We start from the raw sequence: 11,675 nt of genomic DNA on the forward strand, positions 1-11,675 counted from the left end.
TTGATTAGCTACCGACAGCCGTGTGGCGCTTCACCGCTCAGCGTGCGGCAATCAGCGCTCCGGTGCCGATCATGGCACTGCCGGCGAACCGGTTCATCAGCCGCATGCGCCTCGGCGTCCGGAACCAGCCCGAAGCCCGGCCGGCGAGAGCAGCATAGAGACCCATGGTGAGGATGTTGACGCTGATCACGACAGCAACCACCAGCAGGCCATCTGCAAGGGTCATGGTGTCGAGGTTCAGGATCAGCGGCATGATCGATGCATGGAACAGGATCGCCTTCGGATTGCCAAGCGCAATGGACGCGCCGAGGAAGAACGACCGCGACAATCTCGCCTGCGCCGCCTGCGGTTCATTCGATTGCGTGGCGGCAGTGCGCCACATCCTGATGCCGAGGAAGACCAGATAGGCAGCGCCCGCGTATTTCAGCAGCAGAAAAATCCATTCGAAGGTCTGGGCCAGCGCCACCAGTCCGAGCAGTGCCAGTGTGACCAGCAAGGCATCGCCGGCGGCAACACCGACTCCGGCCATGAACGCGCGAAGGAACCCGCGCGACACGCCGTTGGTGATGACGGCGAACATTGCTGGTCCAGGCGTCGCGGCGGCAAGCGTGATCGCCGCGCAATAAGCCAGAAATGCCGTCAGTGTCATGATCGGATCTTTCCCTTGGGCACCCGAACGCGCCGGAAGATCGCGACGATCTTCTCGCGGCTGCATTCGATGGCGCCGAGCCGCACCGCGCGGTCGCGCTCGAAGCCGGTTATGTCATAATGCGGCGCCGATGTCTTGGGCGGCCCCTGATAGGATGAGCGCTTGATGCCAAGCTGAGCGGCAAAGCGATGGAGCTCATCGGTGTCGTCAGCCATCAAATGGCACCAGCGATGACCAACCCATTTCCAGATTGCCGCGTCGACATAGACCGCCATGAGGCTTGCCGCATTCCTTCATCTTGCGCCGATCGGCACTCGTCTAGCGATGATAGAAGGGATTCGGATAGAAAATGAAGCCGCGGCCGGCCTCGATCTCAACCACCGTGCTGGTGATGCTTTCCTGCATGCGACGGTGCAACTCGGCAACCGCATCGTCGATCGAGCCGGCATATTCATGCAGGCCCAGCGCCTCCGGCACCCGGATATAGGCGCAACGCGGCCCGGCCGGCTGCGGAATGAACCGGTTGATCGTGTCACGCAGTCCGCCCCGGCAATAGTCGTTGCGGATCCGCTTCAGGTGTTCGGCGATCTCCTCCTGGGTGATGCGCGGGTTGGCCGAGGCCCAGGGCCCGACGCGTCGCAGCCTCTGGACCGTATCGGCGAGCGCGCGGACCTGCTTTTGCCCTTCCGCATCGCCGGTGTTTTCGCGCTGCCAGCGACGCGCCCGGCGCAGAAGCTCGGTGGTGTCGGTGATTACAGCGTTGGGTGAGATGCTCTCGCCGAGCCGGCGGGCGAGTTCGCTGACCAACGCCCTCTGGCGCTCGGCATAGGTCGCGCCTGCGTCGGACGGCATGCCCCATGCGGCTTCGTCGCGGGTCAGCAGCGTCGAATAGATATGGTGGATGCGCTGCGGCAGCGTGTCGTTCGCGCGACGTTCTATTTTCAGGTTTTTCTCGACATAGGCGCATTCCTTCGCCAGCGCCGCTTCGACATTCCTGGTGAAGGCAAGTTTCCAGACGACTGGCGCGATCCAGACCTTGAAATCGGGATCCGTGGCCCGACCGCGCTTGAGGGCCTCAAGCCCCATCTCGACGGCACCCGGCAGCAACGGCGCAACGATATTGGCGTGCCAGCCGACGCCGCCTTCGGGATGCAGCAGCACGCCATGGCCCTTCAAGGCCCAGGCGACGGAGTGTTCCTTGGCTGCCCCGCTGTTGCCGGGTATCTGGGCGATCAGATTGTTGGCCAGCCAGAATTTCTGCATCAGCCGGCCAAGACCGTTGACGACACCATTCGTCGCCCAGGAGGCAGTGAGCGGGCTGACCTGCGACACGATCTCCTTGTCGATCATCCAGTCGGTGAAGAACTCGGGATGATTGGGCGTGATGAAGGTCGCCTTCCCTGCCCCGCAACTGGCCTTCAGCCGGTCGAGATCGGCGTCGGGAAAGTCGATGTGACGGACATTGGCGACGCCGCGCAGACCGGCCAGGCGGTTGAACGGCAACAGGTCACGAAATCCGGGAATGCCGCGCAGCATGACGATCCGGTTGACGGATGTCATGACCCTGATCAGTGCAGGATTGGGCCGCGGCGCCACGAAGACATCGATCTTGCTCAAGCTGCTCCCCCCTTGCGCCTGGACGCTGGGGGAAGAGGTTGAGAGACGATTGCGGCGCGTTCAAGTCGTTCGCCACGACCACGCCGTGTCGTGGTTAATCAACCGGCCGGATGAAGCCCTATTTGGTCGGACAGGCTTTCGTCTGGTCGAACAACGACAGATTGACCAGCTTGCCGGTCATCGAGAAGTCGCCATAGTCCATGACGAGGTCGCGGGTGATGCCGTTCTCATGCAGCTTGAAGCTGATGCGGTATTCCGGCACCTCTTCGCCTGTCTTATCGGTGTCGTCGAAATAGGCGATGTCGACCGGCCAGTATTTGTCGGTGGCGAGCTTCGCCAGTGCAGGAGCCTCCGGGTCGGCCTTGTCGGCATCGGTTTTCTTGCCGACGACGACGGTGGTGGTCATAACCTTGTTGGCGTCTTCGGAACCGTCGAACAGGTTGGTTTCGTAGAAGTTCTCGCCCTTTTCGGCCTTGCCGATCAGTTCGACCAGATGCTGGGTCGGAAATTGGGTAGTCTCCAGCTCGACGCTGTTCTTTTCAGGCTTGTCGATATCGACCTTCAGGCCCTTGGTCCCTTTCGTGGCGACGCCTTTGACCTCCTTGTCGAGGTTCTGGTCGACGAAGGACTTTGTCACGAATGAAAAGGTCTTGCCTTCGGCGTCCTCGAAAGTGGTCGTCTGCTGATCCGTCAGCCTGGTGTTGTCGGCAGTCACAATCTGGGTGACGAAGCGGAATTTCACCGTATAGCCTTCGCAGGCCGAGCCGTTGAACTCATAGACCATGCGGCCGGATATGCCTGTGATGCCGGACTGATCGGACGCTTTCTTGAGGGTAAGGTCGTAAACGGCGCGGTGGGCTTGCAGCGCCGGCACGGCAAAGGCTGGGCCTATCGAGAAGACCCCCGACAACAGAACGGCATGGAATGCAAGGCGCGTAGCGCGCATGAGGTACTCCGATCGTCGCGGCTGACGGCAAGCCGCAGGGAAAGATGGTCCAGCTTAAAAAAAGTCGTGGCGGAAGCGAGGCAAAAATAGCAATTTCGGCCCGGCCCGCGCGGCGTCACCAAGCAATAGGGAAATACCATGAGTGAAACAATCGAAAAGCGGCTAAGCGATCTGGGCGTGACGCTTCCTGTCGCCGCCGCGCCCGCCGCCAACTACGTGCCCTATTGCAGGACCGGCAATTTGCTGTTCACCGCCGGCCAATTGCCGCTCAAGGATGGCAAGCTGCAGGCGAGCGGGCTGCTTGGCCGCGATATCGACACCGCAAGCGGCAAGGACGCGGCAAAGTACTGCGCGATCAACATCCTGGCGCAGGCCAAGGCAGCGCTCGGCGATCTCGAGAAAATCCGCCGGCTGGTGAAGATCACCGTTTTCGTCGCCTCGACGCCTGAGTTTGTCGAGCAGCACCTGGTTGCCAACGGCGCCTCCGACTTCCTGGTCGCGGCACTTGGCGAACGCGGCAAGCATGCCCGTTCCGCCGTCGGCACCGCCTGCCTGCCGCTTAATGCCGCAGTGGAAATCGAAGCCATCTTCGAAGTCGAATGAGCCAGGGGACAGAAATGACCGACCTATCCTGGCTGACCGCCCGGCCCGTCGCCCATCGCGGTTTCCACGACATGAACAAGACGCGCTGGGAAAACACGCTGTCCGCCTTCGCCGCGGCGGCCGAGCGCGGCTATGCGATCGAATGCGACGTGCACCTGTCGTCGGATGGCGTTCCCGTGATCATTCATGATGACGATTTGCAAAGGCTGACCGGCCAGGACGGTTTCGTCTGGCAACGCACCGCGGCGGAACTTACGGCGCTCAAGGTCGGTGGCACATCGGACCACCTGCCGACGCTGCAGGAAGCGCTCGACCTGGTTGACGGCCGCGTGCCGATGGTTGTCGAGCTCAAAGGGATTCCCGGTCGTGACGAAGGCCTGGTGGCAAGCGTCGGCAAGATGCTCAAGCGCTACAAGGGCAAAGCCGCGATCATGTCGTTCGACCACTGGCTGATCCGCGATTTCCCGAAACACGCGCCGGGCATTCCGGGCGGACTGACCGCCTACGGCAAGGACGTCAAGCTGATCGAGGCGCATTTCGCCATGCTGGCGCACGAGATCGCCTTCACCTCCTATGCCGCCGGCGACCTGCCGAACCGGTTCGTCAGCTTCGTGCGCGAAAAGCTGAAAATGCCTGTTATCACCTGGACCGTGCATGACCAGCCCGCGGTCGACCTGACCTTCAGATATGCCGACCAGATGACGTTCGAGGGCTTTGAACCCGATCTGGTCAAAGTCGCCTGAAGTCGAGTGTCTGAAACGTGACTTGTACCAAGCCGGACGGAGCTTAAATAAGCCTCATGGATCAAGGCGACGAGGGCGATGGCCAGACAGCAAATGCGGACTATTCGATCCGCGTCGCGGCTGGTATCGGCGCTTTCACCTGCGATGAATGGAACAGCTTTGCCGGAACGACGCGCGGCGATGCAGAAACCAATTACAATCCTTTGGTTTCCTTCGCTTTTCTGAGCGCGCTCGAGGATTCCGGATGCGCTGTGCGGCGCACCGGTTGGCAGGGCCACCACCTCAGGCTGGAGGATGGGCAAGGCAGATTGCTGGGCGCGGTGCCCTGTTATCTCAAATCGCACAGCCAGGGCGAATATGTGTTCGACCATGGCTGGTCGGATGCGTTCGAGCGCGCCGGTGGCCGCTACTATCCAAAACTGCAAAGTGCTGTGCCTTTCTCCCCGGTCACCGGCCCTCGCCTGCTGGTCAGCAAGGGCGAGGACAGCGCCACGGTGAAGGCCGGTCTCGCGGCAGGCCTGAAAGCGGTGACGCAAAAACTCGGTGTCTCTTCCGCGCATGTCACCTTCGCGCAGGAGGGCGACGTGGAGGTATTGGAGGCGGCAGGTTTCCTGCACCGCACCGACCAGCAATTCCATTTCTTCAATGAAGGCTTTTCAACCTATGACGACTTCCTCGCTACCCTTGCCTCGCGCAAGCGAAAGGCGATGAAGAAGGAAAGGCGCGAAGCGCTTGGCAATGGCATTTCGATCGACCGGCTGACCGGCAAGGATCTCACCGAGAAGGCCTGGGACGATTTCTTCACCTTCTACATGGACACCGGCAGCCGCAAATGGGGCCGGCCCTATCTCAACCGCCAATTCTTCTCGCTGATCGGCGAACGCATGGCCGACGACATCCTGCTGGTGATGGCCAAACGCAATGGGCGCTATGTTGCTGGCGCCATCAATTTCATCGGCTCCGATGCACTCTATGGCCGCAACTGGGGCTGCATCGAGGACCACCCCTTCCTGCATTTCGAGGTCTGCTACCACCAGGCGATCGACTTCGCCATCGAGCGTAAGCTGAAGGTGGTCGAGGCGGGCGCACAGGGCGAGCACAAGCTCGCGCGCGGCTACCGGCCGGTGACCATGCATTCCGCGCACTACATTGCGCACCCCGGCCTGCGCAACGCCGTCGCCGACTATCTCAGGCGCGAGCGGCAAGAGGTGGAGCGGATGAGCGAATATCTCGAAGAGCACACCCCGTTCCGCAAGGATCTGGAGGAGTAGCAACAGGGCTGCCCTGATGGCAGGATCGACTTCGCCCGATCGTCTTGCCGACTTTCCACGGCTTCGCTACACGAAAGGCACAACCCGGAGCGTTCGCCATGACCGAGGCCGCCTACGACACCGACAACATCTTCGCAAAGATCCTGCGCGGCGAAATTCCCTCGCACTGCATCTACGAGGACGATGCGTTCATAGCCTTCATGGATGTGATGCCGCAGGGGCCGGGCCATACGCTCGTGGTGCCGAAGGCGCCGTCGCGCAACCTGCTCGACGCCGATCCGTCAATTTTCGGCCCGCTTTTCACCGTCGTCCAGAAAGTAGCGCTGGCGGTGAAAAAGGCCTTCGGCGCCGACGGCGTCACAGTCATGCAGTTCAATGAGCCGGCCTCGGGGCAGACCGTCTATCATCTGCATGTGCATGTCATCCCGCGCTTCGATGGCATTCCGCTGAAACCGCACACGGGCGGAATGGAGAAGCCGGAAGTGCTGGCCAAGAGCGCCGAAAAGATACGGGCTGCGATGACCGCGCGGTGACGCTCAGCCCTCGGCGGTCGTCAGCGCCTCGCATTTGGCCCTCGACGACGGCCGTCGCTGCTGCGCTTCGAATGCCCACAGGCCCAGTCGCCAGCAGGCTATTGTAATCACCGCGCCGCCGAACACGTCCATCAGATTGTGCCCGCCATGGATAAGAATTGCCGGCACCAGCATGGTGTTGACGAGGATCAGCGCGAAACGCGCAAATGGATACGGCCAGATCGCGACAAGCGACATCAGCGCCATGACCGTGTGGAACGACGGGAACCCTATGAGCCCTGTCGCCTGAATCGCTGAAATGTCCTTGATGCCGTCAACCAGCAGGCGATTCAATTCCGCCCCGTAGGCGGAATTAACCACGGGTCCAACAATGCGATCGATTTCAGGGTCCAAGGTCCAGTAGGCGGAAGCGCCACTGGACGGAAACAGCGCCCAGCAAAAGATAGTGGCCAGCGCGGCAAACACCGTCGCCAGCATGGCCGCGTGAAGCCGCTTCCGATCGTTGGCCATACCCAGGAAGAGAAAGACCAACAGGATCTGAGCCAGCGTCAGAGTATAGACCTGCCTCAGCATATCCGAGAGAAGCGGGTATTGAGAAATCCATGCACAAGCGGCTGGCCACGAGTAACCAAACCAGGAGTCGATCCACACCAGGGTGGCGTCGATCGGTGCTGAATGCCGTGGCAAGAGCAGAAGGTTGAACAGCGAGGCAACAACTGAAAAGAGGATGAACAGCGCCAGGGCATGCGCAGTGAGCGCGATCCGCTCCGCCTTGCGGACCCGGCGATAGAATTGGCCGAGAGCGGTCATCACAATGGCAAAGCCGATGGAAAAACCGTAGCCGTCAAGCGCAACGGTGATGTCCTTGTCCCATGCAAGGAAAAAGCAGACGGCGACCAGCGCCAACACAATAGCCAGTATTGTCCGTTCTGCAGGAAGCAAGATCATGCCTGAAACATGACCAATGAGCGTTAATCAAGAGTGAAACTGGAAGCAGGAATGGTCAAGAACTCCTGTGGGAGTCCCATGAAGAATCCGAGAATCTCTGAAAAACCGTTGAATTCAAATTTTCCAACACAAGCTCACGAATTATCTCCGCGCACTGGGCAGAGTTCAGAAGTGACGTATCGACTTCCAGATCGTACACGCCTGGCCGGTGCACCTCTTCCTGCCATAGACGCACGGGCAATGGCACGGGATCGTCAGGCGAGCCCGTCACATATCCCTTGTCCGCCGCGCTGGCCGCACGCCTCTCCATGATGATTTCGATCGGGCAGCGAACACCGACAAGCAGCACCGGCAGGCCGGCGAGACCGCGGGCGCAATCGACGAGGCAGTTGAGGGGTTTCGAATAGGCATCGTGATGGCCGACATCCGCAACGACATTCAGCCCCAGCCGGCTGTGAGCGGCTATCGATTCGTAGAGCGCGGCGTAGAATCCGGGCACGACGCTTTCAATATCCGGACGCTCGCCGCCTGGCCGCAATCCGATTCCAGGCCGATAGCGCTGCGGCGTAGCCTGCTCGTAAACGTCGACGCCGAGATTGATCCAGACGCCATCGAAACTCTCCTGAATAGCCCTGGCGATGCTTGATTTTCCCGATCGCGGCGCGCCGTTCAGGACGATGATCTGGCCGGCCATGCGTCACCTCGTGCTCCAATGAAAAAAGCCCCGTTTCCGGGGCTTTTCGACTTTCGTAAGGCTCAGTTCTTTCGGGGCAGTTGCGGCACGAGGCTGCGCTTGCCGCCGTCCTTGCCCTTGGCTTCGGGCTTCGGCGCCACCAGCTTCTTGGCCGCGGGCTTCTTCGCCACGGCCTTTCTGGGCTTCGGCGTTTCTTCCGGCTCTTCCTTCTTCGGCTTCACCGGCGCCTCGTCGGCGAGCGATTCAAGCTTCAGGCCGGTCTCGCCGGTTTCCTTCTTCTCGACGGTGACGCGCACCGTGCCGCCCTTCTTGAGCTTGCCGAACAGCACCTCGTCAGCCAACGGCTTCTTGATGTGCTCCTGGATGACCCGGCCGAGCGGCCGCGCCCCCATGCGCTCGTCATAACCCTTGTCGGCGAGCCAGGCGATCGCATCCGCCGACAGGTCGAAGGTGACGCCACGCTCGGAAAGCTGGGCCTCGAGCTGCATGACGAACTTCTGCACCACCTGATGGATGACCGGCACCGGCAGCGAACCGAACGGGATGATCGCATCGAGACGGTTGCGGAACTCCGGCGTGAACAGCCGGTTGATCGCCTCGACATCGTCGCCTTCGCGCTTGGTCGAACCGAAACCGATCGCCGCGCGCTGAGCATCCGACGCGCCCGCATTGGTGGTCATGATCAGGATCACGTTGCGGAAGTCGATCTGCTTGCCGTTGTGGTCGGTCAGCTTGCCGTGGTCCATCACCTGCAACAGGATGTTGAACAGATCCGGATGCGCCTTCTCGACTTCGTCCAGCAACAGCACGCAGTGAGGATGCTGGTCGACGCCGTCGGTCAAAAGACCGCCCTGGTCGAAGCCGACATAGCCGGGAGGAGCACCGATCAGCCGCGACACGGTGTGGCGTTCCATATATTCCGACATGTCGAAGCGGATCAGCTCGACGCCGAGCGAGGCAGCCAACTGCTTGGCCACTTCGGTCTTGCCGACACCCGTCGGGCCGGAGAACAGGTAGGAGCCGATCGGCTTCTCCGGTTCACGCAGTCCGGCACGTGCCAGCTTGATCGCCGAGGTCAGCGCACTGATCGCCGTGTCCTGGCCATAGACGACGCGCTTCAGCTCGATGTCGAGGCCTTGCAGCACCTTCTCGTCGTCGGCCGAAACCGTCTTAGGCGGGATGCGGGCCATGGTGGCGATCGTCGCTTCGATCTCCTTGATGCCGATGACCTTCTTGCGCTTGGCTTCCGGCACCAGCATCTGCGAGGCGCCGGTCTCGTCGATCACGTCGATCGCCTTGTCCGGCAGCTTGCGGTCGTTGATGTAGCGCGCCGACAGCTCCACCGAGGCCTTGATCGCCTCGTTGGTGAACTTCACCTTGTGGAACTCCTCATAATAGGGCTTGAGGCCCTTCATGATCTCGATGGCGTCCTCGATGGTCGGCTCGTTGACGTCGATCTTCTGGAAGCGCCGCACCAGGGCACGGTCCTTCTCGAAGAACTGGCGGAATTCCTTGTAGGTGGTCGAGCCGATGCAGCGGATCGCACCCGACGACAAGGCCGGCTTCAAAAGGTTCGACGCGTCCATGGCGCCGCCTGATGTGGCCCCTGCCCCGATCACCGTGTGGATCTCGTCGATGAACAGCACGGCACCTGGATAGTCCTCGAGCTCCTTGACGACCTGCTTCAGTCGTTCCTCGAAATCGCCGCGATAGCGCGTGCCGGCGAGCAGCGTGCCCATGTCGAGCGCGAAGATGGTGGCGTTGTGCAGCACTTCGGGAACGTCACCCTCGACGATGCGCTTGGCCAGGCCCTCGGCGATCGCCGTCTTGCCGACGCCGGGATCGCCGACATAGAGCGGGTTGTTCTTGGAGCGGCGGCACAGCACCTGGATGGTGCGGTTAATCTCGGACTCGCGGCCGATCAGCGGATCGATCTTGCCGGCCTTGGCCTTGTTGTTCAGGTTGACGCAATAAGCCGTCAGCGCATCTTGCTGCTGCTTCTTCTTGCCGCCTTCCTCTTGCGGCTCGGCGCCGTTCTGGCCGCCCTGCTCATCATCGGCGCCGCGCGGCGAGCGTGTCTCCGACGCGCCCGGACGCTTGGCAATGCCGTGCGAGATATAGTTGACCGCGTCGTAGCGGGTCATCTGCTGTTCCTGCAGGAAATAGGCGGCATGGCTCTCGCGCTCGGCGAAGATGGCGACGAGCACGTTGGCGCCCGACACTTCCTCGCGGCCAGACGACTGGACATGGATCACCGCGCGCTGGATGACGCGCTGGAACCCGGCAGTCGGCTTGGAGTCCTCGTCATAACCGGTGACCAGATTGTCGAGCTCGGTGTCGATATAGGTGAGCACCGTGTGCTTGAGCTCGTCGAGATCGACATTGCAGGCGCGCATGACGGCGGCCGCCTCGGTGTCGTCGATGAGCGCGAGCAGCAGATGTTCAAGGGTTGCGTATTCATGGTGCCGCTCATTGGCGAGCGTCAGCGCCTGGTGAAGCGCCTTTTCCAGGCCTTGGGAGAAAGCCGGCATGTTACCTCACTTCTTCTCCATCACGCATTGCAGCGGATGCTGATTCTGTCGGGCGAAATCCATGACCTGGGACACTTTGGTCTCGGCCACCTCGAATGTATAGACCCCGCACTCGCCCACTCCATGATTGTGAACATGAAGCATGATGCGTGTGGCGGCTTCGCGGTCCTTCTGGAAAAAACGCTCCAGCACGTGAACCACGAACTCCATGGGCGTGTAGTCGTCGTTGAGGATGAGGACCCGATAAAGGCTGGGCTTCTTGGTTTTGGTTTTGGTGCGCGTGATGACGGCCGTCCCACGGCCGGCTTCATTGCCGTTGCCGTCGCCGTTTTGCATCCGCACCACGTGTCTCGTGGCAGTCAAACCGATCGTCACGTATTCCTGCCTCTTTCGAATCCCCATGCGAGTTCGACATGTAGGTGTTCGATGGACGATTTTAAGCCCTTCTGTTTAGCTGACAATATGGCTAGGTGACCAAACTTGGACGATTTTCGCAATCGTGAAGGGACGCGAGGCCCTGGAGCGGAAATCGACATGAAAAAACCCGGCCGCGTTTCCGCAGCCGGGCTTTGTCCCGATCCCAAAGGGCCGGATTTGGGTCGCGGCAGGCGAAATGACTTCGCCCGGGCGGAATTACTTCGCCTTGGCAACGATCGATTCGAAGGGCTTGTAGGCTTCCTTGGCGAGTTCGGCATAGAGGTCGCCAATCTTGGTGGCCTCGGCGACGAACGCCTCATAGGACTGCTTGGCGTAATCCGACTGGATCTCGATCGCCTTTTCCAGCGACTTGGCCGAGAACAGCTTCTCCACGGTGGCGCTGCCGGCCTCAAAACTCTTCTTGGTGTATTCGCCAGCCTCGGTCGCGATCGCCTGCGCGCCCTTGGAGAGCGACGCGAAGCTCTTCAATCCGGTGTCGGCGAACTCTTTGCCGTATTTGCTGAAGTCCTCATAGGTCTGGGTCATTTCACGATTCCCTTGACGGTTGAGGCGTCCTTCTTCGGGGCGCCCTTGTGCAATGCAAGATAATACATTGTGCGCCGCACAAAAGTCAATATTTCACTCGCCTGCGGGACCCGCCTGCGCAGCCAATGGCTAAAAATCGAATAAAGAGAGCTTCAAGCCCGAAGAAAATGGTGAACG

13 protein-coding genes are annotated in these 11,675 nt (G+C 60.8%); 4 read left to right on the plus strand and 9 right to left on the minus strand.

What is annotated here, in order from left to right:
* Positions 1-37 precede the first annotated feature (37 nt).
* From FCU66_RS17580 to FCU66_RS17595, 4 genes are all read right to left on the minus strand, one after another.
* Positions 38-649, minus strand: coding sequence for a LysE family translocator (locus FCU66_RS17580; RefSeq protein ID WP_136619029.1), 612 nt, complete (start codon positions 647-649; stop codon positions 38-40).
* Complete coding sequence (locus FCU66_RS17585) at positions 646-924, minus strand: DUF4031 domain-containing protein (RefSeq protein ID WP_136619028.1); 279 nt, start codon at positions 922-924, stop codon at positions 646-648. Before FCU66_RS17585 ends, FCU66_RS17580 begins: the two co-directional genes overlap by 4 nt.
* Before the next feature lie 43 nt (positions 925-967).
* A complete protein-coding gene (locus FCU66_RS17590; protein WP_136619027.1) occupies positions 968-2,266 on the minus strand; it encodes a lysophospholipid acyltransferase family protein in 1,299 nt (432 codons plus the stop codon).
* 118 nt (positions 2,267-2,384) lie between these two features.
* A complete protein-coding gene (locus tag FCU66_RS17595) occupies positions 2,385-3,212 on the minus strand; it encodes a cell envelope integrity EipB family protein (protein WP_136619026.1) in 828 nt (275 codons plus the stop codon).
* A 138-nt stretch (positions 3,213-3,350) separates the two neighbouring features.
* On the opposite strand from FCU66_RS17595, the gene FCU66_RS17600 reads away from it, so the two are divergent.
* The 4 genes from FCU66_RS17600 to FCU66_RS17615 all read left to right on the plus strand — a co-directional run bounded on the left by FCU66_RS17600 (position 3,351) and on the right by FCU66_RS17615 (position 6,362).
* Positions 3,351-3,815 (plus strand): RidA family protein, encoded by a 465-nt coding sequence (locus tag FCU66_RS17600; RefSeq protein WP_136619025.1) that lies wholly within the window; start codon positions 3,351-3,353, stop codon positions 3,813-3,815.
* A gap of 14 nt (positions 3,816-3,829) precedes the next feature.
* On the plus strand, positions 3,830-4,558 hold the full coding sequence (locus tag FCU66_RS17605) for a glycerophosphodiester phosphodiesterase (protein WP_136619024.1): 729 nt from the start codon (positions 3,830-3,832) through the stop codon (positions 4,556-4,558).
* Positions 4,559-4,614: 56 nt separating this feature from the next.
* The gene (locus tag FCU66_RS17610; protein WP_136619023.1) at positions 4,615-5,829 is read left to right on the plus strand and encodes a GNAT family N-acetyltransferase; all 1,215 of its coding nucleotides are present in this window, start codon (positions 4,615-4,617) and stop codon (positions 5,827-5,829) included.
* A 98-nt stretch (positions 5,830-5,927) separates the two neighbouring features.
* The gene (locus FCU66_RS17615; RefSeq protein WP_136619022.1) at positions 5,928-6,362 is read left to right on the plus strand and encodes an HIT family protein; all 435 of its coding nucleotides are present in this window, start codon (positions 5,928-5,930) and stop codon (positions 6,360-6,362) included.
* Positions 6,363-6,365: 3 nt separating this feature from the next.
* Here the strand turns inward: FCU66_RS17615 and FCU66_RS17620 are convergent, their stop codons facing one another.
* The 5 genes from FCU66_RS17620 to FCU66_RS17640 all read right to left on the minus strand — a co-directional run bounded on the left by FCU66_RS17620 (position 6,366) and on the right by FCU66_RS17640 (position 11,498).
* The gene (locus FCU66_RS17620; protein ID WP_246093938.1) at positions 6,366-7,271 is read right to left on the minus strand and encodes a phosphatase PAP2 family protein; all 906 of its coding nucleotides are present in this window, start codon (positions 7,269-7,271) and stop codon (positions 6,366-6,368) included.
* A gap of 94 nt (positions 7,272-7,365) precedes the next feature.
* The gene (locus FCU66_RS17625; RefSeq protein WP_136619020.1) at positions 7,366-8,004 is read right to left on the minus strand and encodes a chloramphenicol phosphotransferase CPT family protein; all 639 of its coding nucleotides are present in this window, start codon (positions 8,002-8,004) and stop codon (positions 7,366-7,368) included.
* 62 nt (positions 8,005-8,066) lie between these two features.
* Positions 8,067-10,535: an ATP-dependent Clp protease ATP-binding subunit ClpA gene (gene clpA, locus FCU66_RS17630; RefSeq protein WP_136619019.1), complete on the minus strand. Its 2,469-nt coding sequence runs from the start codon at positions 10,533-10,535 to the stop codon at positions 8,067-8,069.
* A 6-nt stretch (positions 10,536-10,541) separates the two neighbouring features.
* Entirely contained in the window at positions 10,542-10,871 is a 330-nt protein-coding gene (clpS, locus tag FCU66_RS17635) for an ATP-dependent Clp protease adapter ClpS (protein ID WP_056587551.1), read from the minus strand.
* Positions 10,872-11,168: 297 nt separating this feature from the next.
* On the minus strand, positions 11,169-11,498 hold the full coding sequence (locus FCU66_RS17640; protein WP_056587548.1) for a phasin family protein: 330 nt from the start codon (positions 11,496-11,498) through the stop codon (positions 11,169-11,171).
* Positions 11,499-11,675 lie beyond the last annotated feature (177 nt).

It is taken from the genome of Mesorhizobium norvegicum, assembly GCF_004919685.1.
GTDB lineage: Bacteria > Pseudomonadota > Alphaproteobacteria > Rhizobiales > Rhizobiaceae > Mesorhizobium > Mesorhizobium norvegicum.

Bases quoted from the DNA above. Each gene is read 5' to 3' on its own strand.
- FCU66_RS17580 (WP_136619029.1), bottom strand. From the start codon at position 649: ATGACACTGACGGCATTTCTGGCTTATTGCGCGGCGATCACGCTTGCC.
- FCU66_RS17585 (WP_136619028.1), bottom strand. From the start codon at position 924: ATGGCGGTCTATGTCGACGCGGCAATCTGGAAATGGGTTGGTCATCGC.
- FCU66_RS17595 (WP_136619026.1), bottom strand. From the start codon at position 3,212: ATGCGCGCTACGCGCCTTGCATTCCATGCCGTTCTGTTGTCGGGGGTC.
- FCU66_RS17600 (WP_136619025.1), top strand. From the start codon at position 3,351: ATGAGTGAAACAATCGAAAAGCGGCTAAGCGATCTGGGCGTGACGCTT.
- FCU66_RS17605 (WP_136619024.1), top strand. From the start codon at position 3,830: ATGACCGACCTATCCTGGCTGACCGCCCGGCCCGTCGCCCATCGCGGT.
- FCU66_RS17610 (WP_136619023.1), top strand. From the start codon at position 4,615: ATGGATCAAGGCGACGAGGGCGATGGCCAGACAGCAAATGCGGACTAT.
- FCU66_RS17615 (WP_136619022.1), top strand. From the start codon at position 5,928: ATGACCGAGGCCGCCTACGACACCGACAACATCTTCGCAAAGATCCTG.
- FCU66_RS17625 (WP_136619020.1), bottom strand. From the start codon at position 8,004: ATGGCCGGCCAGATCATCGTCCTGAACGGCGCGCCGCGATCGGGAAAA.
- clpA (WP_136619019.1), bottom strand. From the start codon at position 10,535: ATGCCGGCTTTCTCCCAAGGCCTGGAAAAGGCGCTTCACCAGGCGCTG.
- clpS (WP_056587551.1), bottom strand. From the start codon at position 10,871: ATGCAAAACGGCGACGGCAACGGCAATGAAGCCGGCCGTGGGACGGCC.
- FCU66_RS17640 (WP_056587548.1), bottom strand. From the start codon at position 11,498: ATGACCCAGACCTATGAGGACTTCAGCAAATACGGCAAAGAGTTCGCC.